Annotated in this window: 21 protein-coding genes; 14 read left to right on the top strand and 7 right to left on the bottom strand. The window is 72.8% G+C overall.

Going from position 1 to position 25,099, the window contains the following annotated elements; genetic code table 11:
• Window positions 1–55: 55 nt before the first annotated feature.
• Both BX266_RS13395 and BX266_RS13390 read left to right on the top strand, forming a co-directional pair.
• Window positions 56–730 (top strand): response regulator transcription factor, encoded by a 675-nt coding sequence (locus tag BX266_RS13395; RefSeq protein WP_014136090.1) that lies wholly within the window; start codon window positions 56–58, stop codon window positions 728–730.
• A gap of 13 nt (window positions 731–743) precedes the next feature.
• Window positions 744–1,982, top strand: a complete 1,239-nt coding sequence (locus BX266_RS13390) for an ATP-binding protein (protein WP_099899655.1) — start codon at window positions 744–746, stop codon at window positions 1,980–1,982.
• A gap of 7 nt (window positions 1,983–1,989) precedes the next feature.
• On the opposite strand, the gene BX266_RS13385 is transcribed toward BX266_RS13390, so the two are convergent.
• Complete coding sequence (locus tag BX266_RS13385) at window positions 1,990–2,514, bottom strand: GtrA family protein (protein ID WP_099899653.1); 525 nt, start codon at window positions 2,512–2,514, stop codon at window positions 1,990–1,992.
• A gap of 170 nt (window positions 2,515–2,684) precedes the next feature.
• Between BX266_RS13385 and BX266_RS13380 the strand changes: the two genes are divergently transcribed.
• Genes BX266_RS13380 through BX266_RS13365 form a run of 4 tightly spaced genes read left to right on the top strand, consistent with a single transcriptional unit; the run spans window position 2,685 to window position 6,434 of the window.
• The gene (locus BX266_RS13380) at window positions 2,685–3,842 is read left to right on the top strand and encodes a 5-(carboxyamino)imidazole ribonucleotide synthase (protein ID WP_099899651.1); all 1,158 of its coding nucleotides are present in this window, start codon (window positions 2,685–2,687) and stop codon (window positions 3,840–3,842) included.
• Complete coding sequence (gene purE, locus BX266_RS13375; RefSeq protein ID WP_099899648.1) at window positions 3,839–4,363, top strand: 5-(carboxyamino)imidazole ribonucleotide mutase; 525 nt, start codon at window positions 3,839–3,841, stop codon at window positions 4,361–4,363. The genes BX266_RS13380 and purE overlap by 4 nt, the downstream gene beginning before the upstream one ends.
• A 12-nt stretch (window positions 4,364–4,375) precedes the next feature.
• Entirely contained in the window at window positions 4,376–5,575 is a 1,200-nt protein-coding gene (locus tag BX266_RS13370) for a dipeptidase (RefSeq protein ID WP_099899646.1), read from the top strand.
• 25 nt (window positions 5,576–5,600) lie between these two features.
• The gene (locus tag BX266_RS13365) at window positions 5,601–6,434 is read left to right on the top strand and encodes a MerR family transcriptional regulator (RefSeq protein ID WP_099899644.1); all 834 of its coding nucleotides are present in this window, start codon (window positions 5,601–5,603) and stop codon (window positions 6,432–6,434) included.
• Between the two features lie 36 nt (window positions 6,435–6,470).
• On the opposite strand, the gene BX266_RS13360 is transcribed toward BX266_RS13365, so the two are convergent.
• Complete coding sequence (locus BX266_RS13360; RefSeq protein WP_099899642.1) at window positions 6,471–6,878, bottom strand: CoA-binding protein; 408 nt, start codon at window positions 6,876–6,878, stop codon at window positions 6,471–6,473.
• Between the two features lie 28 nt (window positions 6,879–6,906).
• Window positions 6,907–8,250, bottom strand: coding sequence for a UDP-glucose/GDP-mannose dehydrogenase family protein (locus tag BX266_RS13355; protein WP_099899640.1), 1,344 nt, complete (start codon window positions 8,248–8,250; stop codon window positions 6,907–6,909).
• A 141-nt stretch (window positions 8,251–8,391) separates the two neighbouring features.
• Between BX266_RS13355 and BX266_RS13350 the strand changes: the two genes are divergently transcribed.
• Window positions 8,392–9,540, top strand: a complete 1,149-nt coding sequence (locus BX266_RS13350; RefSeq protein ID WP_099899638.1) for an LCP family protein — start codon at window positions 8,392–8,394, stop codon at window positions 9,538–9,540.
• Between the two features lie 95 nt (window positions 9,541–9,635).
• Window positions 9,636–10,790, top strand: coding sequence for an acyl-CoA dehydrogenase family protein (locus tag BX266_RS13345; RefSeq protein WP_099907809.1), 1,155 nt, complete (start codon window positions 9,636–9,638; stop codon window positions 10,788–10,790).
• 79 nt (window positions 10,791–10,869) lie between these two features.
• Here BX266_RS13345 and BX266_RS13340 read toward each other — a convergent pair whose 3' ends face one another.
• Window positions 10,870–12,222: an LCP family protein gene (locus tag BX266_RS13340; protein WP_099899636.1), complete on the bottom strand. Its 1,353-nt coding sequence runs from the start codon at window positions 12,220–12,222 to the stop codon at window positions 10,870–10,872.
• Between the two features lie 346 nt (window positions 12,223–12,568).
• Here BX266_RS13340 and ssuE point away from each other — a divergent pair, with 346 nt between their 5' ends.
• Complete coding sequence (gene ssuE / locus BX266_RS13335) at window positions 12,569–13,123, top strand: NADPH-dependent FMN reductase (protein WP_099899634.1); 555 nt, start codon at window positions 12,569–12,571, stop codon at window positions 13,121–13,123.
• A 99-nt stretch (window positions 13,124–13,222) separates the two neighbouring features.
• Here the strand turns inward: ssuE and BX266_RS13330 are convergent, their stop codons facing one another.
• Window positions 13,223–14,119 carry an IS982 family transposase gene (locus tag BX266_RS13330; RefSeq protein WP_099899632.1) on the bottom strand — a complete coding sequence of 299 codons (897 nt, stop codon included), beginning with the start codon at window positions 14,117–14,119 and terminating at the stop codon, window positions 13,223–13,225.
• Window positions 14,120–14,420: 301 nt separating this feature from the next.
• On the opposite strand from BX266_RS13330, the gene BX266_RS13325 reads away from it, so the two are divergent.
• The 3 genes from BX266_RS13325 to BX266_RS13315 all read left to right on the top strand — a co-directional run bounded on the left by BX266_RS13325 (window position 14,421) and on the right by BX266_RS13315 (window position 19,857).
• Window positions 14,421–15,206, top strand: a complete 786-nt coding sequence (locus BX266_RS13325) for an ABC transporter ATP-binding protein (RefSeq protein ID WP_099899630.1) — start codon at window positions 14,421–14,423, stop codon at window positions 15,204–15,206.
• A 17-nt stretch (window positions 15,207–15,223) separates the two neighbouring features.
• Window positions 15,224–17,782, top strand: a complete 2,559-nt coding sequence (locus tag BX266_RS13320) for an ABC transporter permease (RefSeq protein WP_099899628.1) — start codon at window positions 15,224–15,226, stop codon at window positions 17,780–17,782.
• Between the two features lie 146 nt (window positions 17,783–17,928).
• Window positions 17,929–19,857, top strand: coding sequence for a hypothetical protein (locus BX266_RS13315; protein WP_143686921.1), 1,929 nt, complete (start codon window positions 17,929–17,931; stop codon window positions 19,855–19,857).
• A 52-nt stretch (window positions 19,858–19,909) separates the two neighbouring features.
• On the opposite strand, the gene BX266_RS13310 is transcribed toward BX266_RS13315, so the two are convergent.
• Window positions 19,910–21,433, bottom strand: coding sequence for an LCP family protein (locus BX266_RS13310; RefSeq protein WP_120314370.1), 1,524 nt, complete (start codon window positions 21,431–21,433; stop codon window positions 19,910–19,912).
• A gap of 104 nt (window positions 21,434–21,537) precedes the next feature.
• Between BX266_RS13310 and BX266_RS13305 the strand changes: the two genes are divergently transcribed.
• Window positions 21,538–22,581, top strand: coding sequence for a glycosyltransferase family 2 protein (locus tag BX266_RS13305; RefSeq protein WP_099899620.1), 1,044 nt, complete (start codon window positions 21,538–21,540; stop codon window positions 22,579–22,581).
• A 71-nt stretch (window positions 22,582–22,652) separates the two neighbouring features.
• A complete protein-coding gene (locus BX266_RS13300) occupies window positions 22,653–23,267 on the top strand; it encodes an acyltransferase (RefSeq protein ID WP_099899618.1) in 615 nt (204 codons plus the stop codon).
• A gap of 48 nt (window positions 23,268–23,315) precedes the next feature.
• Here BX266_RS13300 and BX266_RS13295 read toward each other — a convergent pair whose 3' ends face one another.
• The gene (locus tag BX266_RS13295) at window positions 23,316–25,022 is read right to left on the bottom strand and encodes an LCP family protein (protein WP_099899616.1); all 1,707 of its coding nucleotides are present in this window, start codon (window positions 25,020–25,022) and stop codon (window positions 23,316–23,318) included.
• Window positions 25,023–25,099: the final 77 nt, after the last annotated feature.

The following is a 25,099-nucleotide window of genomic DNA, read 5'->3' as shown; positions in this document are numbered from 1 at the left end:
GGGACCGCGAAAGACCCTCTGATCAGCGGCCCGCGCGCGGTCTACCATCGCCCCTATGACCTGTGTGCTGCTGGCCGAGGACGACCCGGCAATCTCCGAACCGCTGGCCCGAGCCCTGCGCCGCGAGGGCTACGAGGTGCTCGTCCGCGAGGACGGACCGGCCGCCCTGGGCGCCGGCCTCAGCGAGGACGTCGACCTCATCGTGCTCGACCTCGGACTGCCCGAGATGGACGGCCTGGAGGTGTGCCGGCGACTGCGCGCCGACGGCAAGAGCTTCCCCGTCCTGGTGCTCACCGCCCGCGCCGACGAGGTGGACACCGTGGTCGGCCTGGACGCCGGCGCCGACGACTACGTCACCAAGCCGTTCCGGCTGGCCGAACTGCTCGCCCGGGTCCGGGCCCTGCTGCGGCGCGGCAACGTCGACCAGCTGACCACCGGCGCGCACGGCGTGAAGATCGACATCGAGTCGCACCGCGCCTGGCTCGGCGAGGAGGAACTCACCCTCTCCGCCAAGGAGTTCGAGCTGCTGCGGGTGCTGGTGCGGGATGCCGGACGGGTCGTCACCCGCGAGGAGATCATGCGCCAGGTCTGGGACACCACCTGGTGGACCTCCACCAAGACCCTGGACATGCACATCTCCTGGCTGCGCAAGAAGCTCGGCGACGACGCCGCCAACCCCCGCTACATCGCCACCGTGCGCGGCGTGGGCTTCCGCTTCGAGAAGAACTGAGAGTCCACCCGGCGTGAAGCGCAGGATGATCAACTCACTGCTGGGCGTCGTCCTGGTGGTGGTCGCGGTGTTCTGCGTGCCGCTGGCCCTGATCGAGAAGCAGTCGATCGTCAACGCCGCCAACGACCGGGTGGACGCGGTGGCGGTCCGGGTGCTCGGACTGGTGGAGAGCCGGCTCGCCGCGGGCGAGCCGGTCAGCGGCGAGAAGTTCGCCGCCGTGGTGACCGAGAACTTCTACGTCACCGTGGAGATCCCCGGACAGCCGGAGATCGCCCTCGGCCGCCCGGTCGAGGGCGAGGCGCTGACCGCCACCGAGACCGGCGCCAGCGGGGAGACCGTCACCGTCGCGCAGTCCCGCACCGCGCTGGACCACGAGATCGGCAACATGCTGCTGCTGCTCGGCGTGGTCGCGCTGCTCGCCGTACAGGCCGCCGTGGCGCTCGCCGTCTGGCAGGCCAAGCGCCTGGCCCGGCCGCTCACCGAACTCGCCGAGACCGCCGAACGGCTCGGCTCCGGCGATCCCCGGCCGCAGGGCCGCCGCTACGGCGTCCCCGAACTCGACCGGATCGCCGAGGTGCTGGACACCAGCGCCGAACGGATCGCCCGGATGCTCACCGCCGAACGCCGGCTCGCCGCGGACGCCTCGCACCAGCTGCGCACCCCCCTCACCGCGCTCTCCATGCGCCTGGAGGAGATCACCGCGCTCGCCGAGGACCCGGGGACCGTCCGGGAGGAGGCCGCGATCGGCCTGCAGCAGGTCGAGCGGCTCACCGACGTGGTGCAGCGGCTGCTCACCAACCAGCGCGACCCCAACAACCCCACCGCGGTCACCTTCGCGCTGGACGAGGTGGTCAAGCAGCAGGTCGAGGAGTGGGGTCCGACGCTGCGCGACGGCGGGCGGCGGCTGGTGATCGAGGGCCTGCGCGAGGTCCGGGTGATCGGCACCCCCGGCACGGTCTCCCAGGTGCTGGCCACCCTGATCGAGAACTCGCTGATGCACGGCGCCGGCACCATCACCCTGCGGGTGCGCCGCTCCGGCAGCTCGGTGGTGGCCGAGGTGCAGGACGAGGGCGCGGGCGTGCCCAGGGAACTCGGCAACCGGGTGTTCGAACGGGCCGTCAGCGGCCGGAACTCCACCGGTATCGGGCTGGCCGTCGCCCGGGACCTCGCCGAAGCCGACGGCGGCCGCCTCGAACTGCTGTCGCTGCGGCCGCCGGTGTTCGCGCTGTTCCTCGCCCACGCGGGCGAGTGACGCCCTGTCAGTTCGCCAGGGTGCGGCTCTCCTCGGCGGCCAGCAGCAGCTCGGCCTCCTGCACCACCTCGGGGTCCTCCAGCTCCGGCATCGCCTTGAACACCCAGGTCCGGTAGGAGACGAAGCGGAACACGGTGGCGATCACCAGGCCGAGGAACTTGCCGCCGAGCTTCTCGAACGGGGTGTCCAGGCCGAGCACGTACTGGGTGACGCCGAGGGTGCCGGTCTCGATCAGCATGCCGATGCCGCTGAACAGCAGGAACAGCGTGATCTCGCGGCGGCGGGAGGCGGCGTCGCGGTCCTTGTAGAGCCAGTACCGGTAGCCCAGGTAGTTGGTGGCGATCGCCACCACGGTGGCCGCGATGTTGGAGCGCAGCGAGGCCAGGCCGAAGCCGTTGGACAGGACCCAGAACAGGGTGAAGTTGACCACCACGCCGGAGGCGCCGATCAGGGCGAAGCCGAGGGCCTCCGTGGACAGCCCGCGCAGCCGCTGGAGCAGGGAGGGGCGGGCTTCGATGATGGTGCTCGTCATCCGGGCTGTCTCCGTCTACGTCTACTTCACATGATCGGATAAGTGGTGTCGTGCAATCCGGCCCACCAGGCTACCCGCACTCGATGAGTGCTCCGTCCCGCTCCGGGAGTGCGCGGCCCCCGCGCACGCCGGTGCCGAGCCCTCCCACCGGCCCGGATATCCTGGAGCGCGTGACTGTAGCGGGCAATGCGAACTTTCCAGTGGTCGGAGTCATCGGCGGCGGGCAGCTCGCCCGCATGATGCACCAGGCGGGCATCCCGCTGGGCATCCGCTTCAAACTCCTCGCCGACAACCCCCAGGAGTCGGCCGCGCAGGTGGTCGGCGCCACCGTGCTCGGCGACTACCGAGACCTCGACACGCTGCGCGCCTTCGCCGCCGGCTGCGACGTGATCACCTTCGACCACGAGCACGTGCCGACCGAGCACCTGCGCGCCCTGCAGGCCGAGGGCGTGGCCGTCCGGCCCGGGCCCGACGCGCTGGTCAACGCCCAGGACAAGGGCGTGATGCGGGCCAAGCTGGACTCCATCGGCGTCCCCTGCCCCCGCCACCGGATCGTCGCCGACCCGGCCGACGTCACCGCCTTCGCCGCCGAGGGCGACGGGTACCCCGTCGTCCTGAAGACCGTCCGCGGCGGCTACGACGGCAAGGGCGTCTGGGTGGTCGGGGACGAGCACGAGGCCGCCGCCCCGTTCCTCGCCGGCGTCCCCGTGCTGGCCGAGGAGAAGGTCGACTTCCTGCGCGAACTCGCCGCCAACGTGGTGCGCTCGCCCAGCGGCCAGGCCGTCGCCTACCCCGTGGTCGAGTCCGTCCAGGAGAACGGCATCTGCGCCGAGGTCACCGCCCCCGCGCCCGACCTGGACCCGGCCCTCTCCGCCGAGGCCCAGCAACTCGCCCTGCGGATCGCCGGCGACCTCGGCATCACCGGCCACCTGGCCGTCGAGCTGTTCCAGACCCGCGACGGCCGCATCCTGGTCAACGAACTCGCGATGCGCCCGCACAACTCCGGCCACTGGACCCAGGACGGCTCCACCACCTCGCAGTTCGAGAACCACCTCCGCGCCGTCCTCGACCTCCCCCTCGGCGACCCCCGCCCCCGCGCCAGGTGGACCGTCATGGTCAACGTCCTCGGCGGCGACTACCCCGACCTGTACCACGCCTTCCTGCACTGCATGGCCCGCGACCCCGGCCTGAAGATCCACATGTACGGAAAGGACGTGAAGCCCGGCCGCAAGGTCGGCCACGTCAACGTCTCCGGGGACGACCTCGAAGACGTCCGCGAGCGCGCCCGCCACGCGGCCGCCTACCTGCGAGGAACGATCACCGAATGACGAACCCCCTTGTCGGCATCGTGATGGGCTCGGACTCCGACTGGCCCGTGATGGAGGCCGCCGCGCAGGCGCTCGACGAGTTCGAGATCCCGTACGAGGTCGACGTGGTGTCCGCGCACCGGATGCCGCGCGAGATGGTCGCGTACGGGGAGCAGGCGCACGGACGCGGGCTGAAGGCGATCATCGCCGGGGCCGGCGGGGCGGCGCACCTGCCGGGCATGCTGGCCTCGGTGACGCCGCTGCCGGTGATCGGGGTGCCGGTGCCGCTGCGGTACCTGGACGGGATGGACAGCCTGCTGTCGATCGTCCAGATGCCGGCCGGCGTGCCGGTGGCGACGGTCTCGGTGGCGGGCGCGCGCAACGCCGGGCTGCTGGCGGTCCGTACGCTCGCCGCGTTCGACGCCGAACTCGCCGAGAAGATGGTGGAGTTCCAGGCCGAGCTGAACAACCAGGCGACCGAGAAGGGGCGCAAGCTGCGCGCCAAGGTGGCGGGGAACGAGTCGTTCGGGTTCGGCAAGTAGTAGAACGGGGGCATGACCCCCGAACTGCTCGACCGTGCCCGGGCCGTCCTCCGCACCACCCCCGTGGTGGACGGCCACAACGACCTGCCGTGGGCGATGCGCGCCCAGGCCGGCTACGACCTCGACGCCGTCGACCTGGCGGCCGATCAGAGCCACCGGCTGCACACCGACTTCGGCCGCCTGCGGGCGGGCGGGGTCGGTGCCCAGTTCTGGTCGGTGTACGTGCCCGCCGAACTGGCGGGCGACGACGCGGTCAGCGCCACCCTGGAGCAGATCGACTTCGTCCGGGTGATGACCGAGCGGCACCCCGACCACCTGCGCCTGGCGCTCACCGCCGACGACATGGAGACCGCCCGCGCCGAGGGCCGGATCGCCTCGCTGATGGGCGCCGAGGGCGGACACTCCGTCAACTCCTCGCTGGCCACCCTGCGGGCGCTGTACGAGCTGGGCGTGCGGTACCTGACGCTCACCCACAACTCCAACGTGCCCTGGGCGGACTCCGCCACCGACGAGCCGGTGCACGGCGGCCTCACCGCGTTCGGCGAGGAGGTGGTGCGGGAGATGAACCGGCTCGGCATGCTGGTCGACCTCTCGCACGTCTCCGCCGACACCATGCGCGACGCGCTGCGGGTCTCCCAGGCGCCCGTGGTGTTCTCGCACTCCTCCGCGCGCGCCGTCTGCGACCACCCGCGCAACGTCCCGGACGACGTGCTGGCCCGGCTGGCCGACAACGGCGGCGTCGCGATGGCCACCTTCGTGCCCAAGTTCGTGCTGCCCGCCGCGATCGAGTGGACCCTCGCCGCCGACGAGAACATGCGCGCCAAGGGCCTGCACCCGCTGGAGACCACCCCCGAGGCGATGGCCGTGCAGCGCGCCTTCGAAGCCGCCAACCCGCGCCCGACCGCCACCGCCGCCACCGTCGCCGACCACCTCGACCACATGCGCGAGGTGGCCGGCATCGACCACATCGGCATCGGCGGCGACTACGACGGCACCGCCTTCACCCCGTCCGGACTGAACGACGTGGCCGGCTATCCGGTGCTGATCGCCGAACTGCTGCGCCGCGACTGGTCCGAGGCCGACCTGGCCAAGCTGACCTGGCACAACGCCGTCCGGGCGCTGCGCGAGGCGGAGAGCGTGGCCCGCCGCCTGCGGGCCGAACGCGGCCCGTCGATCGCCACCCTGGCGCAGCTGGACGGGGAGCGGTCTTGACCCTGCCCCTGGGGCGGACCCCACGGTGAGCGGTGTGGAGGAGGAGCGGCTGCTCACCAGCGGCGAGTTCGCCCGCCGCGGCCTGCTGTCGGCCAAGGCGCTCCGGTTGTACGACCGGCCGGGCCTGCTGCCGCCGGACCGGGTCGACCCGGCCACCGGCTACCGGTACTACCGGGTCGGGCGGCTGGCCACCGCGCGGCTGATCGTCCGGCTGCGCGGCCTGGACATGCCGCTCGCCACGGTCGCCGAGGTGCTCGCCCTGCCGGGCGCCGCGGCGGCCGAGCGGGTCGCCGCGTACTGGGCCGCCGTGGAGCGGCGCACCGCCTCGCAGCGGGCGCTGGCCGGCCACCTCCGCGTCCAACTCGGAGGAACGGAAGGAATCGGGAAGATGTTCGAGATCGAGCAGCGTGAGGTGCCGGAGCAGCTGGTGCTCAGCGAGCGGCGGCGCGCCTACCCGCAGGACCTGGACGAGTTCATCGGCGGCGCCATCGGCCGGCTGACCGAGGCCGCGGCCGGGGTCGGCGGCGTGGTGGCGGCGCCGTTCGTGGTCTACCACGGCGACGTCAACGAGGACAGCGACGGCCCGGTGGAGGTGTGCGTGCCGATCGACCCGGCGCGCGCCGCCGACGCGCCCGCCCCGCACCGCGTGGAGCCCGCGCACCGGGAGGCCTACACCCGGATCAGCAAGGCGCAGGTCGACTACCCGCAGATCCTCAGCGCGTACGACGCGGTGTGCGAGTGGGCCGAGTCGGCGGGGGTGGAGCGGACCGGGCCGGGCCGGGAGGTCTACTTCACCGACTTCATGGCCGCCGGCCCGGACGACGAGGTCTGCGACATCGCCTTCCCCGTGTCCGGCTGACCGGTCGTCAACGTCGCCCGGCCGTCGTCGAGGCCGTCACAGCAGCGGCAGTTCGATGGCCGGGCACCTGTCCATCACCATGTCCAGCCCGGCCCGGCGGGTGCGCGCGTACGCCTCCTCGTCGACCACGCCGAGCTGGAACCAGACGGCCTTGGCGCCCTTCGCCACCGCCTGGTCGGCCACCGGGCCGGCCAGCTCGGAGTTGACGAAAACGTCGACCACGTCGACCGGGAACGGGATCTCGGCGAGCGAGGCGTAGCCCTGCTCGCCGAGCACCGTCTCGGCCTTCGGGTGCACCGGCACGATCCGCTTGCCCGCCCGCTGCAGCACCCGGGCCACGCCGTACGCGGCCCGCGCGGTGTTGTTCGACAGGCCGACCACGGCCCAGGTGTCGCCCGAGGCGGTCAGGATCCTGCGGACGGTGGCGTCGTCTCCGTAGCTCATACCGCTGAGAACGGGACGCCGCCGCCGGTCATTCCGCGGACGGCCGGCCCATCGCCCGGTACGTCCAGCCGGCGGCCCGCCAGGCCTCGCCGTCCAGCACGTTGCGGCCGTCCACCAGGCGGCGCTCGGCCACCAGCGCGCCGACCTCCACCGGGTCGAGCTCGCGGAACTCCTGCCACTCCGTCAGGTGCAGCACCACGTGCGCGCCCTCGACGGCCTCCAGCGCGGACTCCGCGTAGGCGAGGGCGGGGAACATCTTGCGGGCGTTGTCCATCGCCTTCGGGTCGTAGACCGTCACCTGCGCGCCCTGCAGCTGGATCTGCCCGGCCACGTTCAGCGCCGGGGAGTCCCGGATGTCGTCCGAGTTCGGCTTGAACGCCGCGCCCAGCACCGCGACCCGGCGGCCCAGGAAGCCGCCGCCGCACTGTTCGCGGGCCAGCTCCACCATCCGCGAGCGGCGGCGCATGTTGATCGAGTCGACCTCGCGCAGGAAGGTCAGCGCCTGGTCGGCGCCCAGCTCCCCGGCCCGGGCCATGAACGCCCGGATGTCCTTCGGCAGGCAGCCGCCGCCGAAGCCCAGGCCCGCGTTGAGGAACTTGCGGCCGATCCGCTCGTCGTAGGACAGCGCCTTGGAGAGCTGCACCACGTCCGCGCCGGCGCTCTCGCAGACCTCGGCCATCGCGTTGATGAAGGAGATCTTGGTCGCCAGGAAGGAGTTCGCGGCCGCCTTCACCAGCTCGGCGGTCGGGAAGTCGGTCACCACGAACGGCACGCCGTCCGCGATCGGGCCCGCGTACACCTCGCGCAGCAGCTGCTCGGCGTGCTCGCTGCGCACGCCGACCACCAGCCGGTCGGGGTGCAGGGTGTCGCCGACCGCGAAGCCCTCGCGCAGGAACTCCGGGTTCCAGGCCAGCTCGACCTGCTCGCCGGCCGGGGCCAGCGCCGCCAGCCGCTCGGCCAGCCGGCTCGCCGAGCCCACCGGCACGGTGGACTTGCCGACCACCAGGGTCGGCCGGTCCAGGTGCGGGGCGAGCGAGTCGACCGCGGAGTCCACGTAGCTCATGTCGGCGGCGAATTCGCCCTTGCGCTGCGGAGTGTTCACGCAGATGAAGTGCACGTCGCCGAAGGCCGCGACCTCGGCCCAGGAGTCGGTGAACCGCAGCCGCCCGGTCGAGCCCTCGTGGCCCGCCACGTGCTTGAGCAGCAGCTCGGACAACCCGGGCTCGTACATCGGCACCCGGCCGGCGGCGAGTGCCGTCAGCTTGTCCCGGTCGATGTCCAACCCCAGGACCTCGAAGCCGAGTTCGGCCATGCACGCGGCATGCGTCGCGCCCAGGTAGCCGGTGCCGATCACCGTGATGCGGGGAGCCACGTGCTTTCCCTTCGGTTCGGGCCGTACCAGGGGGTGAGCGACGGCCGCAGCCACCGATGGTAGCCGCCCCGCGGAGCACCGGGATGCGTCGATTTCACGGTTTCCGCTCGAAGGTCTGTACGGAAGGTTCACAATGCGCGCATGACTTCCAGGGAGCGGGCCGACGAGGCCGACGAGGACCCCGGTCCGCTGAGCATCTTCGACCGCGACGAGGACCCCGACCTGGACGGCGAGGAGGACGCCTCCGAGGGCTCGCCGGCCCGCCGCCGGCGCGGCCGCCGCCTGCTGCTGTGGACGCTCGCCGTGCTGCTGGTGCTGGTGGGCGGCGGCTTCGGCGGCCTGGTCTGGACGGCCGAGCACTACGCGTCCTCGGTCGACCGGATCCCGAACGCGTTCCCGACCGTGCCCGCCTCCGAGCAGCCCGCCGCCGTCCCGCACAGCGGGCAGACCTTCCTGCTGGTCGGCCTGGACGCCCGCTCCGACCGGCCCACCACCGGCCAGGACGCCAAGGCCCCCGCCTGGAAGGCCGGCGCGCAGCGCAGCGACACCATGATGCTGATGCACATCTCGGCGGACCGGAAGTCGGTCTCGCTGGTGTCCGTCCCGCGCGACACCTGGGTGCCGGTGCCCGGCCACGGCAGCGCGAAGATCAACGCCGCGTACTCCTGGGGCGGGCCCGCGCTGATGGTGCAGACCGTCCAGGACCTCACCAAGATCAAGATCGATCACGTCGCGGTGATCGACTGGAACGGCTTCCGCGCCCTCACCGACGCCGTCGGCGGCGTCGACATCACCATCCCGCGCACCATCGAGGCCAAGGGCGACGCCCGCGAGTGGCTGGCCGGCACCCACCACATGGACGGCGCCGAGGCCCTGCTCTACGTCCGCGAACGCCACGGCCTGCCCAACGGCGACCTCGACCGCACCAAGCGCCAGCAGAACTTCCTGCGCTCGCTGATGCTGCAGACCATGAACTCCGGCACCCTCTCCAGCCCGTCCAGGCTGACCGGCCTGCTCGGCACCATCGGCGACGTCGCCAGCGTCGACGACCGCCTCAGCAACACCGACCTCTACGACCTCGCCTGGAGCCTGCGCGGCGTCCGCCCCGACGGCGTCCACTTCATGAACGCCCCCTTCGGCGGCTTCGACACCATCGACGGCCAGGCGGTCGTCCTGATGGACGACGGCGCCGCCCGCGTCCTGTGGGAGGCCATGCGCACCGACCGGATGGACGACTACCTCGCGCAACACCGCACCAGCGCCGACACCCTGGGCAACGATGTGGACTGACACACCGTCCTGTTGCTGAGGTCACCTGCCGTTCGGAACCCCCGCGACCATAGGATGACGACTACTTAACAGTAACTAACGTGAGGGGCGAGCAGATGGCCGGCGCGGACTTCGACCTGTACCGGATCGGCGAGGAGCACGAGATGCTCCGGGAGTCGGTGCGTTCGCTGGCGGAGGCGAAGATCGCCCCGTTCGCGGCGGCGGTGGACGAGGAGGGGCGTTTCCCGGCGGAGGCGTTGGAGGCGTTGCGGGCGAACGATCTGCATGCGGTGCACGTGCCGGAGGAGTTCGGTGGTGCGGGGGCGGACGCGTTGGCGACGGTGATCGTGATCGAGGAGGTGGCGCGGGTGTGCGCGTCCTCGTCGTTGATCCCGGCGGTGAACAAGCTGGGTTCGCTGCCGGTGCAGTTGTCGGGTTCGGAGGAGTTGAAGGCGAAGTACCTGGGGGCGCTGGCGCGGGGCGAGGGGATGTTCTCGTACTGCCTGTCGGAGCCGGAGGCGGGTTCGGACGCGGCGGGGATGAAGACGCGGGCGGTGCGCGACGGTGACTTCTGGGTGCTCAACGGTGTGAAGCGGTGGATCACCAATGCGGGCGTGTCGGAGTTCTACACGGTGATGGCGGTGACGGACCCGTCGCTGCGGTCGAAGGGCATTTCGGCGTTCGTGGTGGAGAAGGGCGACGAGGGGGTGTCGTTCGGTGCGCCGGAGAAGAAGCTGGGGATCAAGGGGTCGCCGACGCGTGAGGTGTACTTCGACGACGTGCGGATCCCGGCGGAGCGGATGATCGGTGCGGAGGGGACGGGGTTCGCGACGGCGATGAAGACCCTGGACCACACGCGGGTGACGATCGCGGCGCAGGCGCTGGGGATCGCGCAGGGCGCGTTGGACTACGCGAAGGGCTACGTGCGGGAGCGCAAGCAGTTCGGGAAGGCGATCGCGGAGTTCCAGGGTGTGCAGTTCATGCTCGCGGACATGGCGATGAAGCTGGAGGCGGCGCGGCAGTTGACGTACGCGGCGGCGGCGAAGTCGCAGCGCACGGACGGTGATCTGACGTTCTTCGGGGCGGCGGCGAAGTGCTTCGCGTCGGACGTGGCGATGGAGATCACCACGGACGCGGTGCAGTTGCTGGGCGGTTACGGCTACACGCGGGACTACCCGGTGGAGCGGATGATGCGGGACGCGAAGATCACCCAGATCTACGAGGGCACCAACCAGGTCCAGCGCATCGTCATGGCCCGCAACCTGCCGTAGCGCGGCCGCGAGGGGTGACACCACTCGGGGCGGGCGTTCGGATTCGTCCAACGAATCCTGAACGCCCGCCCCGAGTCCGTCACTTGGCCGCGGGGACCGCGGTGTCGTTCTTCAGCGCGTCGAAGACGGCCTTGGACTTGGCCGCGTCCCACTTGACCGCGGACTCGCCGGTCGGGGTGCGGAAGTCGGCGTTGCCGATCGGTACGGTGATGGTCTGGCCGCCGCCCCCGGTGACGCCCTTCATGGCGAGGAACATCGAGCCGAGGTCGGTGAGCCCGGCGTCGTCGTCGACGATCAGGGTGTCCAGGCCGGCCGAGGCCAGCGGGTAGAAGGTGAACGGGTTCAGCAGCGTCGACGGGGACGCGGCCTGCGCGGCGAGCGCCCCGAGGAACTTCTGCTGGTTGCGCATCCGGCCGAGGTCCTGGTCGGCCATCTGGTGCCGCTGGCGGACGAAGGCCAGCGACTGCTTGCCGTTCAGGGTCTGCTTGCCGGCCTGCAGGTCGAGGCCGGAGTCCTTGTCCTTGACCGGCTGGTCGATGGTCATCTCGACGCCGCCGACCGCGTCGACCAGGCCGACGAAGCCCGCGAAGCCGATCTCCGCGTAGTGGTCGATGCGCAGGCCCATGTTGGTCTCCACGGTCTGCACCAGGAGCCGGCCGCCGCCCGCGGCGAACGCGGCGTTGATCTTCCGGGTGGCGGCGGGGACGGTCTTGCCGCTGCCGGAGGTGTCCAGGTGGGCCGGTATCTGCACCCAGGAGTCGCGCGGGATCGACATCAGCGTGTTCCCGTTGTCGCCGATGTGCAGGATCATCATCGAGTCGCTGCGCTTGCCCTCGGCGGAGCCGGTGTGCAGGTTGTCCTCGTCGGCGTCGGTCAGGCCCTGCCGGCTGTCCGAGCCGACGATCAGCCAGTTGGTGCCCTTGCCGGCCGCGGGACGGTTCGGGTAGTCGGCGAGCACGTTCTCGTGGTGGAGCTTGCCGTCCGCCCAGAAGTAGGTGCCGACCAGGGTGACCAGCAGCGCCAGCACCAGGCCGAGCGCCGAGTAGCCGACGATCTTCTTGCGGGACCGGCGCGGCCGCGCCGGCCCGCCCGCCGGGCCGGGACCGGGCTCGGAGGGCTGCTGCCCGTACGGCTGACCGCCGCCGTAGCCGCCGCCGGGGCCGTCGTAGCCGCCGCCCGGGTCGCCGCCGTGACCGCCGGGGCCGCTGCCCGGGCTGCCGAAGTTGCCGGCCGGGCGGTCGGCGCCGCCGTACGGCGAGGCCGGGCGCCCCGGGCCGTCGCTGTGCGGCTGGGACGGGCGGGAGACCGGCACGCCGGCGCCGCGCGGGTTCAACTCCGGAGGCAGCGGCGGTTCCGCCGCCCCGCCCTGGCCGCGTGCCGCATCGCCCTGCCCGTACGAGCCGCCCCCCGGGCGCTCCTGCCACGTGTTCATGGGGGAAGGATGCCCGAACCGCGGGCCGAGCGGTGGTCCGCGGGGCCCGGCCGGGCCCCTTGTGGCCGTTTTGATGCAGGGCACGGACCGTTCGGAGCAGTGTTCACCAGGCGGGCACGGCCTTGACCCGCCGAAACCGGGCGTGTTTGCATGGCTGCATGGAGCAGCAGCAGGTCCTCACCCGTCGGCGGCACGTCGACCACGGCCGGGTGTCCTGTTCGCTGTGTCGCGGCTGACGACTCCCGCCGCGCATTCACCCCTGGCGAGCCGCGCCCTCGCCCGCGTTCCCCGCTCCTCCCCTTCCCGGCCGCGCCCTGCCCGCGGCCGTACGCCCCGAGGTGACTCCATGGCCGTGATCCTGTCCGTCTCCGGTTCCCCGTCCGCGACCTCCCGCACCACCCGGCTGCTGCGCCACGTCGACCGCCGGCTCACCGCCCAGGGCCACCGGGTCCTGGCGCTGGACGCCCGGGCGCTGCCCGCCGCCGCGCTGCTCGCCGCGGACACCTCGGACCCGGCGATAGCCCGGGCCGTCGAGCTGTTCGAGCAGGCCGACGGCGTGGTGATCGGCACCCCGGTCTACAAGGCCGCGTACTCGGGCCTGCTGAAGGCCCTGCTCGACCTGCTGCCGCAGTACGCGCTGCGCGGCAAGACCGTGCTGCCGCTGGCCACCGGCGGCTCGACCGCGCACGTGCTGGCGGTGGACTACGCGCTGCGCCCGGTGCTGAACTCGATGGGCGCGGGGCACGTCACCCAGGGCTGGTTCGTGCTGGACCGGCACGTCGGGGTGCGCGAGGACGGCGGCACCGAGCTGGAGCGGGAGACCGAGGTGCTGCTGACCCCGGTGGTGGACGCGTTCTCCTCCGCGCTCGACGCCCGGGTCGAACTCGCCGCCGCGAGCTGACGGCTCGTCGGCCCGCCCGCTCCGCCCACCGACCCGGCCCGGGGCCCGGACCCTCAGACCGCACCGCGGTGACCCCTAGACGAGTAGTTCCGAAGTGAGTCAGTGGTCGTAGGCGATGAGTGATCGGGTGACGGGGTGGCCGGTGGCCCGGTTGTGCCAGATCGCGCAGGTCATCGCCAGCAGTCGCTGGCCGACGCGGGCGCCGACGCCTTCGATGGTGCGGCCGCCATGCTGTTCGAGTCCGAGTTGTCCCTTCAAGGTGTCGTTCACGGACTCGATCAGCTGGCGGACGGATTTCAGCAGCCCTTCGCCGGCGCGTGGGGTCCGGTTGCGGTAGGACGGCCGCAACAGCTGGGCCCCGAACTGTTCCAGGAAGCGGTCGAGTTCCGCGGAGACGTAGCCCTTGTCGGCGAGGATCAGCAGGCCGGGCCGCTCGCGCACGAGATCGGGTTCGGTCTCGACGAGTGCGGCCAGCACCTCGCGCTCGTCGACCTTCGGGCTGGCCAGGGCCCAGGTGACGGGCAGCCCTGCCGGGGTGCAGACCAGGTGCAGCTTCAGGCCCCAGAACCAGCGCGAGTGCGAGCGGCTGTAGCCGTAGCCGGCCCATCCGGCCAGTGCCGAGCGGCGGACGGTGTCGCGGGAGCGGCCGCACTCCACGGGTGTGGAGTCCGTGACCCAGACCGGGTCGGCCCATAGGTCGGTGGCCCGGGCCAGCTCGCGGACGGCCTGCTGGAGCAACGGGCGCGCGGCGCGTAGGCGCTTGTTGTAGCCGGGGCGTTCGGGCAGGTGGGGGAACATGCCGCGCAGGTGGGCTCGGGCGAAGCGGATCCAGCGGGCTTCGGAGTGGAAGCCGAGCAGGGCCTGGGCGACGGCCAGGCAGACCAGCTCGGAGTCCGTCAGTCGCGGCGGGCGCCCCAGCCATCGCGTTCGGGGCAGATGATCATCGATCTGCACGTAGAGTGCCGTCAGGAGGGTGTCCAGCTCTTCGGTCGTCACAACCCGAATGCTGGACACCCTCCCTCCACGTCCGAAGCAGAACCAGGAAACCCAACCGACTTCGGAACTACTCGTCTAGGGGAGAGGGCCCGGGCCCCGGAGCATTTCCCCGTGCCCGGCTCAGCCCGGTGGAGGACGACCTCCCGGGCGCCCGCTCCTAGCGTGGAGTCATCCCACCAGCACCACCTTCGAAGGTGGTGCTGGCCCCACCCCGAAGACGGATGCCTGCTGGATTCCGCGGCGGGGCAGCGCCCGGAAGGCTTGGGGACGACGGATGGACACCACGACGAGGAGACTTCCAGTGACCACGGCAGCGAGCGCCGCGCACCTCTCACACCTTCCGGAGCAGGGCGACGTCGCCGCCCAGGCCCGGCAGGTCACCAAGGCGTACGGCACCGGGGAGACCCGGGTGACGGCGCTCGACGCGGTCGACGTCGACATCCGGAGCGGCCGGTTCACGGCGATCATGGGCCCATCGGGCTCCGGCAAGTCGACCCTGATGCACTGCCTGGCCGGCCTCGACACGGTCTCCCAGGGCCGGATCTGGATCGGCGACACCGAGATCACCGGCCTGAAGGACAAGCAGCTCACCAAGCTGCGCCGGGACAAGATCGGCTTCATCTTCCAGGCGTTCAACCTGCTCCCCACGCTGAACGCGCTGGAGAACATCACGCTGCCGATGGACATCGCCGGCCGCAAGCCCGACCGGGCCTGGCTCCAGCAGGTGATCGACACCGTCGGCCTGTCCGACCGCCTCAAGCACCGCCCCGGCCAGCTCTCCGGCGGCCAGCAGCAGCGCGTCGCGGTGGCCCGCGCCCTGGCCGCCCGCCCCGAGATCATCTTCGGCGACGAGCCGACCGGAAACCTGGACAGCCGCTCCGGCGCCGAGGTGCTCGGCTTCCTGCGCCGCTCGGTCGACGAACTCGGCCAGACCATCGTCATGGTGACGCACGATCCGGTCGCCGCCGGCCACGCCGACCGGGTGCTGTTCCTCGCCGACGGCTCCATCGTCGACGAGATGCACAACCCCACGGCCGACTCCGTCCTGACCCGCATGCGCCGTTTCGACGGCAAGCGCACCAGCTGAGACGGGGTCAGGAAACCATGCTGCTCAAGACCTCACTGCGGAGCTTCTTCGCCCACAAGGGCCGACTGGTGCTCTCCCTGCTCGCCGTGGTGCTCTCGGTCGCCTTCGTGGCCGGCACCCTGGTCTTCTACAACACCGCCACCGGCACGTTCGACCGCCTGTTCGCCGCCACCGCCTCCGACCTCTCTGTGCAGAAGGCGGAGGACAAGATGGCCGAGCGCGGCGGCCCCGCCGCGATCCCCACCGTCCCGGTGCAGACGCAGGCGAAGCTCGCCGCCGAGCCCGGCGTCAAGGCCGCCCTCGGCCAGGTCATGGTCTCCACCGCCGTGCTGGTCGACCCCGCCACCAACAAGCTGGTCGGCCCGACCACCGGCGCCCCCACCCTGACGGGCAACTGGACGGACACCCCGCGCAACTCGGTCGACGTCACCTCCGGCCACGTCCCGCAGGGCTCCGACCAGATCGTGCTGGACGCGGACACCGCCAAGAAGTCCGGCCTCGGCCTCGGCGCCAGGCTTCGGGTCATCACCGACAGCGGCAACCACGACTTCACCATCTCCGGCATCGCCACCTTCCGCACCACCAACCCCGGCGCAGCCCTCGCGTTCCTGGACACCCCGACCGCCCAGCAGGTCCTGCTCGGTGCCGAGGCCTACACCTCCGTCGAGCTGTTCGGCGACGGCAGCCGCAGCAACGACCAGCTGAAGGCCGCCGCACTGACCGACCTCGGCAGCGGCTACCAGGCCAGGACCGCCGCCGAGCAGCAGCAGGAGAACTCCGACGACGTCGGTTCCTTCCTCGACTTCATGAAGTACGCGATGCTCGGCTTCGCCGTCCTCGCGGCCGGCGTCGGCGGCTTCCTGATCGTCAACACCTTCTCCATGCTGGTCACCCAGCGCACCCGCGAGATCGGCCTGCTGCGCGCCATCGGCGGCAGCCGGTCCCAGGTCAACCGCTCGGTGCTGACCGAGGGCCTGATCCTCGGCGTGCTCGGCTCCACGCTCGGCATCGGCGCCGGCCTCGGCCTGGCGCTCGGCCTGATCCAGCTGATGAAGGCCGCCGGGATGAACCTGGACGCCTCCTCGCTGGAGATCACCTGGACGGTGCCGGTGATCAGCTACGCGGTCGGCGTGCTGGTCACCCTCTTCGCCGCGTTCATCCCCGCCCGGCGCGCCTCCCGGATCACCCCGATGGCCGCGCTGCTCGACCACGCGGCCCCCGCCGAACCCCGCGCCAACCGGATCCGCACCGCGGTCGGTGGCCTGGTCACCGCACTCGGCGCCACCGCCCTGGTGTTCGCCGCCCGCTCCACCGGCTCCACCGGCGGCATGCTGATCGGCCTCGGCGTGCTGGCCACCCTGGTCGGCGCGGTGGTCCTCGGCCCGCTGCTCGCCTCCGGCCTGGTCCGCCTGCTCGGCGGCCTGCTGCCCGCCCTGTTCGGCCCCGCCGGCCGCCTCGCCCAGCGCAACGTGATGCGCAACCCGCGCCGCACCGGCTCCACCGCCGCCGCCCTGATGATCGGCCTGGCCGTGGTCGTCGGCGCCTCCGTGGTCACCTCCTCGATGGTCACCTCGGCCACCGCGCAGATCGACAAGTCCGTCGGCGCCGACTACATCGTGGCCGGCGGCCGCACCGGCCTCACCCCGGCCATGGTCGACGCGGTCGCCCACTCCAAGGGCATCGACCACGTCACCCGGCAGAAGTCCGTCCCCGCGGACCTCACCACCCCCGACGGCGCCCGCACCGAGACCGAACTGGTCGCCGCCGACCCGAGCTTCACCCGGGACTTCCGCCTCCCGCTCGCCTCCGGCACCGCCGACGGCGTCTTCAACGGCGGCGTCTCGGTCGACCAGAAGTTCGCCGACACGCACCACCTCAAGGTCGGCGACCCGATCACCGTCGCCTACGACAAGGGCCGCACCCAGACCCTCCCGGTCGCCGCCGTCCTCAGCACCGGCAACCAGCTGTTCGACGGCAACTTCTTCACCGGCATCAGCACCGTCTCCACCGCCCTGAACGGCGAACTGCCCGCCGACTCCGCGGTGTTCGCCGGTGCCGCGGCCGGCGCGGACAAGGCCGCCGTGCTCGCCGACCTGCAGAAGTCGCTGGAGACCTACCCCCAGCTGACGGTCAAGGACCAGGCCGGCTACAAGGACATGATCAAGTCCCAGGTCGACCAGCTGCTCTACATGGTCTACGGCCTGCTCGGCCTGACGATCGTGGTCGCCGTCCTCGGCGTGGTCAACACCCTGGCGCTGTCCGTGATCGAGCGCACCCGCGAGATCGGCCTGCTCCGCGCCATCGGCCTCTCCCGGCGCCAGCTGCGCCGCGTGGTCCGCCTCGAATCGGTCGTCATCGCCCTGTTCGGCGCCGTCCTCGGCACCGCACTCGGCCTCTCCTGGGGCGTCACCGCCCGCGCCGTCCTCGCCGACCAGGGCCTCACCGCCCTGACCGTCCCCACCGGCACCGTGACGGCCGTCCTCATCGGTTCCGTGATCATCGGCCTGACCGCCGCCCTCGTCCCGGCCTTCCGCGCCGCCCGGATGAACGTCCTCGCCGCCATCGCCACCGACTGACACCCCCTCACCCCCCAACGCCCGCCCGAGGCCCCGGCCCCGGGCGGGCGCCGTCGTTCCCGCGGCGGTGTCCGGCCCTGCGCCGAGGGTCGCTGCGGGCCCGGGGTGCGGCTCGGCCGCCCGGCGGGCCTGGGAGAATCGGCCGCATGGCTGAACCGTCCTCGCCTCCGCTGCCCGCTGTGCCCGCGTTGACGTTGGCTGCTGCCGATCAGTGGCGGGCCGCCCGGGTGTGGCGGCGGGTGGAGGGGCGGTGGCTGGTGCTGCTGCCGCTGCTGACGATGCTGCTGGCGGTGGTGGTGGACGACCTGCCGACCTCGTGCGAGCGGTTGGACGGGTGTGCGGTGCCGTTCGGCGAGGGGATCGCGGCGGCGCTGCTGTGGGCGGAGGCGCTGGTGCTGCTGGTGCGGCCGCGCGGCAGCTTCGCGGTGCCGGCCGCGGTGGGCGCGCTGGTGTGGTGGCTGCCGGACGCGTTGCCGGGGGCCGGGGTGCGGTGGGCGGCGCTGGTCGCGCACCTCGCGGTGGCGGGGGCGCTGTACCGGGTCGCGGCGGGTCGGCGGCAGGCCAGGGCTCAGCTGGTCGCGTTGATGGGGCCGCCGGTGCCGTACCCGTGGACGCTGCTCGGGCACGGGTCGCCGGTGGAGCCGCCGCCCCGGCCGGTGGTGCGGCGGGTGCTGGCGGCGCTGCTCGGCGCGGCGGCCGTGCTGCTGGTGGTGTCCGGGGTGTCGGCGACCGCCGACAGCAACGAGCGCGCGCAGGCCGCGGACGAGGTGCGGGCCACCGTCCGGGCGGTCCACGACGACGGGGCTTCGGTCACCGTCGACTACCGGATGCCCACCGGTACGGGGGATTTCAGCGCCGAGATCGACGTCTGGTGGGACTGGGTCCCGAAGGTCGGCGACGACCTGCCGCTGCTGGCCGACGGCACCGGCTGGTACCGGGTCACGGGCGAGGTGTACGACCCCACGCCGTGGTGGGTGCTGGCCGGGCTGGCGGCCTGCTGCGCCGGCCTGCTGCTGGCCTCGGCGCACCGCACCGACCTGGCCCGGCACGCGCCGGTGGACGAGGCGCCGGCGATGCGGGTGAGGATCCGTCAGGACCCCGGCGGCGGGCTGGTCGTGCTGCCCGTGGACGGCGGGGACAAGGAGCGGCCGCTGTGGCGGCTGGCCTTCCGGCGGGACGTGGCGTCCTTCGAGCCGGCCGACGAGGACGGCCCGGCGGAGTGGATGCCGGACGGCCGGCCGCAGGAGGCCGAGGAGCTGCGGGCGGCGACGCCCGCCGAGGCGGCCGCACTGCTGGAGCGGGCGACCGCACCGGTCGAGGCGCTGCTGTACCAGGGGCCGGACGGCGCCCAACGGCAGCTGGTGGTGTACCGGGCGCCCGAGGACCCGGAGACCTGGCAGGCGGACTCGGCCGCCGCGTTCGCCGCGCCGCCCAGGCTGCGGCGGGACGCCGGGGCGGTCCGGAACGAGAGCGCGCTGGCGGTGCCCGCGGCCGCGGCCGAGACCCTGGAACGGGACCTCGCCCGGCCGGCCGCGCTGCCGCCGGGCGCCCGGGTCTACGGGCTGCCGGCCGGGCTGCGCTGGGCCGCCGGACCGGTCACCGCCGGGCTGCTGGTGGGCGCGGTGCTGCTGCTCGACGACGGCGGGGCGGTGGAGGGACTGGTGCGGCCGCTCGCGGTCGGCCTGCCGTTCCTGCTGGCGGTGATCAGTGCCTGCTCCTGGCAGCTGGCGGTGGACCGCGACGGGGTGGCGCTGAGCGGGGCGCTGTGGGTGGAACGCCTGCCGTGGCAGCGGGTGGCGGCGGCCGCCGTGCACCGGGGCCGGTTCACCGTGCAGGCCCCGGACGGCCGGCAGATCGGGTTCGGCTCCCGGCCGGCCACGGTGCTGCACCGGCACTTCGGCGGCAGTTGGGACCCGCGACAGGTGGCCCGCACGGTGACGCTGATGGCGCACAGCGCGGAGCACCGCCCGCCGACCCTGCTGCCGGCCGACGCGGTGGGGCGGGTGGCGGGGCTGAACCGGCTGGTGGTCGCCGGGTACCTGGCCTGGGTGCTGGGGCGCTGGTTCCTGGGGTGACGGCCCGTCAGGAAGGGTCTCGTCAGGAGGGGTCCCGTCAGGAGGTGTCCGGTCAGGAAGGGCAGCTGATCGCGCTGCCGCTCTCCGCGCCCGCCACCCCGGACGCCGCGGCCCGGGTTCCGGCGGCGGCGGGCTTCGCGGTGGCGGACGGTTTGGCCTCCGGGGCGGCCGAACTCCCCGCCGGGGCGCGGTACTCGCTGCCGGCGACCACCTGCAGGGTCGCGCCCAGGCCCGGCGCCTGGACCAGTTCGGCGTCCGGCAGCGCGGCGGCCAGCGTCTTCACCGACTCGTCCCAGCGCGGGTCGTAGCGGATCACCGTCCGGGTGGTGGCGGGGCCCCCGGTCGGCGCGTTGGACGGGGTGCCGGTGGTGGCGAACCCGGCCTTGCGCAGTTCGCCGTCCACCCGGAACCCCAGGCCCTGAATGCCCGCGCCGTTGAGCACCTGCACCCGCACCTCGCCCGGAGGAATCGTTCCGGCAACGGGGGCGGCGCTCGGCCCGTCGGCCGCCGCGGGGGCGGCGGAGGCGTCGGTCAGCGGGCGCCCGGCCCGGACCGCCTCGAACAGCTGCTGCGCGCCCTTCTCGTCCCACAGCACGGTCGAGCCCCAGCCCGCCACCTGGTGGTCGACGGTGGCCAGCGGCACCGTGGCGAAGTCCGCGTTGGACGCCGACAGGTCCTTCAACCGGTCGGCGAATTCCAGCAGTTCGGCATTGCCCAGGCCCTTGTCCACCTTCACCGAGCGCAGCACGGTGTCCAGCACGCCGCTGAGCTTGGCCGGGTTGAGCAGCGTCCCGCCGGAGGACGCCTGGTGCAGCAGCTGCGCCAGGAGCTTCTGCTGACGGTGCATCCGCCCCAGGTCGGAGGAGCCGTCCACGTGCCGGGCCCGGACGTAGCGCAGCGCCCCCGCGCCGTCCAGCCTGGTGGTGCCGGCCGGCAGGTCGAGACCCGAGTAGTCGTCCTTGAGCGGCTTGGGCGTGCACACCTCGACGCCGCCGAGCGCGTCCACGGTGGAGACGAAGCCGAGGAAGTTCACCTCGACGTAGTGGTCGATCCGCAGCCCGGTGTTCTGCTCGACGGTGCGCACCGCGAGCGGCGCGCCGCCCATCCCGTACGCGGCGTTGATCTTGCCCTTGCCGGCCGGGACCTGCTTGCCGGTGGCGGCGTCCTGGTGGGCCGGGATCTCCACGTACGAGTCGCGCGGCACCGAGACCACGGTGGCCCGGCCGCGGTCGGCGGACAGCTGCACGATCATCATGGTGTCGGTGCAGTGGCAGGACTCGCCGCCCGCGTGCAGCACGTCCTTCAGGGTGGACTCCGGGATGCCCTCCCGGTTGTCGGTGCCGACCACCAGGAAGGTCGAGGCCCCGTCGTCGGCCGGCCGGTCCGGGCCGCCGCCGATCGCGTCCACCCGGCCGAGCGAGGAACCGACGCCGTTCAGCACCGCCCACCCGCCGCACGAGGTGGCCAGCACCGAGAAGGAGAGCGTGCCCGCCGCCCAGCGGCCCCAGCGCCGGCGGTGCGGCCGCCGCGGCCGATCGGGTGCGGGCAGGCGTGCGGGCGGGCGCTGGTGAGGCATCTTTCGGATGGTAGGCGGGCCGGCCGCGCCCGCCCGGACGGCACGCCGGGCGGGGGAGGACCCCGTCTGACAGGGCCGGGCGAACGCCGGTACGCTCGGGCACGATGAACACCAAGGCTGCTGAGGAGCTGCCGGCGGTCTCCGTGATCATGCCGGTGCTCAACGAGGAACGTCATCTCCGCACCGCCGTCCGCCGGATCCTGGAACAGGAGTACGGCGGCGAGCTGGAGGTGGTGATCGCGCTGGGCCCGTCCACCGACCGGACGGACGCGATCGCCGCCGAACTGGTCGCCGAGGACCCGCGGGTGCGCACCGTGCCGAACCCGACCGGGCGCACCCCCGCCGGACTGAACGCGGCGATCCGCGCCAGCCGGCACCCCGTGGTGGTCCGGGTCGACGGCCACGGCCTGCTGACGCCCGGTTACATCGCCACCGCCGTCCGCCTGCTCGACGAGATGGGCGCCGCCAACGTCGGCGGCATCATGCACGCCGAGGGCGAGACCGAATGGGAGCGCGCCGTCGCCGCCGCGATGACCTCCAGGATCGGCGTCGGCAACGCGGCCTTCCACACCGGAGGGCTGGCCGGCCCCGCCGACACCGTGTACCTCGGCGTGTTCCGCCGCGAGGTGCTCGACCGGCAGGGCGGCTACAACGAGGAGTTCGTCCGCGCCCAGGACTGGGAGCTGAACTACCGCATCCGGCAGGCCGGCGGACTGGTCTGGTTCACCCCGCAGCTCAAGGTCACCTACCGGCCCCGGCCGAGCGTGCGCGCCCTCGCCAAGCAGTACAAGGACTACGGGCGCTGGCGCCGGGTCGTCACCCGCTACCACCGCGGCTCGGTCAACCTGCGCTACCTGGCCCCGCCGGCCGCGCTGCTCGGCGTCCTCGGCGGCGCGGTGCTCGGCGCCGCGCTGCACCCCGTGTTCCTGGTGGTGCCGGGCGGCTACCTCGCCGCGATCGTGGTCGGCGGCCTGCTGGAGGGCCGCGGCCTGTCCGCCAAGGCCCGTCTCCGACTCCCGCTGGCGCTCGGCACCATGCACATGAGCTGGGGCTTCGGCTTCCTCACCTCCCCGCGCAAGCTCGCCCGCAAGGTGATCGCCTCCACCCCGCCCGCCCCGATCGACCCGGTCACCGCCACCGGCGCCTGACCCGTCGTCAAGGACGGCCCCGGTCCGCCGAACACCGGACGGGGGCCGTCCCCCCGCGCTAGGGTCGCGCCATGACCAGCGCCCCCAGGATCGAGGCCACCGCCGACGTCGACCCGCGCGCGGAGATCGGCCCCGGCACCACCGTCTGGCACCTCGCCCAGGTCCGCGAGCACGCCAGCATCGGCGCCGAGTGCATCGTCGGACGCGGCGCGTACGTCGGCCCCGGCGTGAAGCTCGGCGACCGGGTCAAGCTGCAGAACCACGCCCTGGTGTACGAGCCCGCCGTCCTGGAGGACGGCGTCTTCGTCGGGCCCGCAGCGGTCCTCACCAACGACCTCTACCCGCGCTCGGTCGACCCCGACGGGAAGCTCAAGCGCACCGACGACTGGCACGCCCGCGGCGTGACCCTCCGTCAGGGCTGCTCCGTCGGCGGCCGCGCCGTCCTGGTCGCCGGCGTCACCGTCGGCCGCTGGGCCCTGATCGCCGCCGGCGCCGTCGTCCACCGCGACGTCCCCGACTTCGCCCTGGTGGCCGGCGTCCCCGCCCGCCGCCTCAAATGGGTGGGCCGCGCCGGCGAACCCCTCGAACCCACCGCCCCCACCCACTGGCGCTGCCCCCGCACCGGCGAGACCTACACCGAGACGGCTCCCGAAACCCTCGTCCCGGACACCGAACTCCCCCACTGACCACCCCGGCCGCGCCGACCTGCGGTGTTTCCCGCGCGGGCTCCGGGCCTACTTCGCCTTTGCGGCGCAGACGTTGGTGTCGTCGGCCTGGACGCGCTGGATGTCCTTGGGGGCCTCGGTGGGGGCCGGGGCGGCGGGGGTGGTGAAGTCCTTGCCGAGGGTGATGACCACGCCGTCCTTGGCGGTCAGCTTGGTGCTGGCCTGGGTGGCGGTGGCGGGGAGGCCGAGGGCGGCGGCGACGGCCTGGGCCTTGTCCTCCTGGCCGGCGGGGTAGGAGACCGTGGTGGTGGCGGCCGGGTCGGCGTTGTTGCCGGCGACGGCCAGGGCGTAGCCCTTGGACTGGAGGGCGGTGGCGGCCTTGCCGGCCTGGCCGGCGGCTCCGCTGCCGTTGCGGACGGTCACCTTGACGGTCTTGGCGTCGACCTGGGGCGCGGCCGGCGCGGAGGAGGACGGGGCGGCGGGCTCGGGGCTCGCGGCCTGCTCGGGCACGTCGGTCAGCGACTTGTCAGCGGCGATCATCGAGAACACCTGCTGGGCGTCGCCGGGCTTGAGGACCAGGCGGTTCTTGTCCGTCGGGTCGTCGATCACGGGCACCGTGGTGAAGGTGATGTGCTTGGTGTCGACCCGGGAGATGTCGAGCGCCAGGTCCTTCAGCTTGTTGACGTCGTCGATGCCGTCGTCGACGGTCAGCGCCTTGGTGGCGGCGTCCGCGAGGTTCCACAGCTTGGTGGGGCTGGTCAGGGTGTCGCTGCTCTTCATCTTGCGGATCATCGAGCTGATGAACTGCTGCTGCAGCGGAATGCGCGTCAGGTCGCCGCCCAGGCCGACCGCGTGCCGGGTGCGGACGAAGGCCAGCGCCTCCTCGCCCTGGACGACGTGCCGGCCGGCGCTCATCTTCAGGTGCGAGTACGGGTCGTCGATGTCCGTGGACGCGCACACCTCGACGCCGCCGACGGCGGTCGAAAGGGTCTTCACCGCTTCGAAGTTGACCATCATGAAGTGGTTGATCCGGACGCCGGTGAGCTTCTCGACGGTCTTCCAGGTGCAGCCGGGGTCGCGTCCGTCCTGGCCGAGGCTGGTGTTGAACATGGCCCGGGCCTCGCCGGGGATCTTCTTGTCGCCGGTCTGGCACTCGGGGATCGGGACCATCAGGTCGCGCGGGATGGAGAGCACCGTGGCGTTGCTGCGGTCCTTGGAGATGTGGAACAGCAGCGTGGTGTCCGCGTGCCCGGCCGAGCCCTCGTCGCCGTACTCCCTGCCGAGGCCGACCCGGCTGTCGGTGCCGATCACCAGGATGTTCAGGGCGTCGGTGGCCTGCGGGCGCTCCGCCTCGTCGCCGACCTCGACCTTCACCGAGGAGATGTTCTGGTTGAAGTGCTGGTAGACGTAGTACGCGCCGCCGCAGCCGGCGACCAGCACCAGGCCGAGCGAACCGGCCGTCCACTTCAGCACCCGGCGGCCCCGGGTGGAACGGCCCTTGCGCCGGGCGGCCCGGCCGCCGGACAGCGCGCTGGCGCCGGCCGGAGCGGCGACACCCGGGCGGCCGTCGGCGGACCGGCCCGTGGCGGACCGGTCGGCAGCGGTGCGGGAGCGTACGCCGGCCGGACGGGGCTGCTCGGCGGTGTGCCGCAGGCCCGCTTCCAGATCGAGTCGGAACTCGCCGGTCGCCGGATCGAGCACCCACTGGTCCGCGGGGTCGACGGCCGGCGGGATCGAGTTCCCCGAGTCGCCCCGGTTCCGGTGTCCGCTGTTCATCCCGGACACCCTAGACGAGCCGGCAGCGGAAACCGTCCACGATGTGATACCCGTCACCCGCCCGGGAGATGAGAAAC

Source organism: Streptomyces sp. TLI_171 (assembly GCF_003610255.1).
In the GTDB taxonomy this organism is placed as follows: Bacteria; Actinomycetota; Actinomycetes; order Streptomycetales; family Streptomycetaceae; genus Kitasatospora.
The sequence above is the reverse complement of the archived record's forward strand: the minus strand, read 5'-3'. Positions and strand labels throughout refer to the sequence as shown.

Bases quoted from the DNA above. Each gene is read 5' to 3' on its own strand.
- BX266_RS13395 (WP_014136090.1), top strand. From the start codon at position 56: ATGACCTGTGTGCTGCTGGCCGAGGACGACCCGGCAATCTCCGAACCG.
- BX266_RS13385 (WP_099899653.1), bottom strand. From the start codon at position 2,514: ATGACGAGCACCATCATCGAAGCCCGCCCCTCCCTGCTCCAGCGGCTG.
- purE (WP_099899648.1), top strand. From the start codon at position 3,839: ATGACGAACCCCCTTGTCGGCATCGTGATGGGCTCGGACTCCGACTGG.
- BX266_RS13370 (WP_099899646.1), top strand. From the start codon at position 4,376: ATGACCCCCGAACTGCTCGACCGTGCCCGGGCCGTCCTCCGCACCACC.
- BX266_RS13360 (WP_099899642.1), bottom strand. From the start codon at position 6,878: ATGAGCTACGGAGACGACGCCACCGTCCGCAGGATCCTGACCGCCTCG.
- BX266_RS13350 (WP_099899638.1), top strand. From the start codon at position 8,392: ATGACTTCCAGGGAGCGGGCCGACGAGGCCGACGAGGACCCCGGTCCG.
- BX266_RS13345 (WP_099907809.1), top strand. From the start codon at position 9,636: ATGGCCGGCGCGGACTTCGACCTGTACCGGATCGGCGAGGAGCACGAG.
- BX266_RS13340 (WP_099899636.1), bottom strand. From the start codon at position 12,222: ATGAACACGTGGCAGGAGCGCCCGGGGGGCGGCTCGTACGGGCAGGGC.
- ssuE (WP_099899634.1), top strand. From the start codon at position 12,569: ATGGCCGTGATCCTGTCCGTCTCCGGTTCCCCGTCCGCGACCTCCCGC.
- BX266_RS13320 (WP_099899628.1), top strand. From the start codon at position 15,224: ATGCTGCTCAAGACCTCACTGCGGAGCTTCTTCGCCCACAAGGGCCGA.
- BX266_RS13315 (WP_143686921.1), top strand. From the start codon at position 17,929: ATGGCTGAACCGTCCTCGCCTCCGCTGCCCGCTGTGCCCGCGTTGACG.
- BX266_RS13310 (WP_120314370.1), bottom strand. From the start codon at position 21,433: ATGCCTCACCAGCGCCCGCCCGCACGCCTGCCCGCACCCGATCGGCCG.
- BX266_RS13305 (WP_099899620.1), top strand. From the start codon at position 21,538: ATGAACACCAAGGCTGCTGAGGAGCTGCCGGCGGTCTCCGTGATCATG.
- BX266_RS13300 (WP_099899618.1), top strand. From the start codon at position 22,653: ATGACCAGCGCCCCCAGGATCGAGGCCACCGCCGACGTCGACCCGCGC.
- BX266_RS13295 (WP_099899616.1), bottom strand. From the start codon at position 25,022: ATGAACAGCGGACACCGGAACCGGGGCGACTCGGGGAACTCGATCCCG.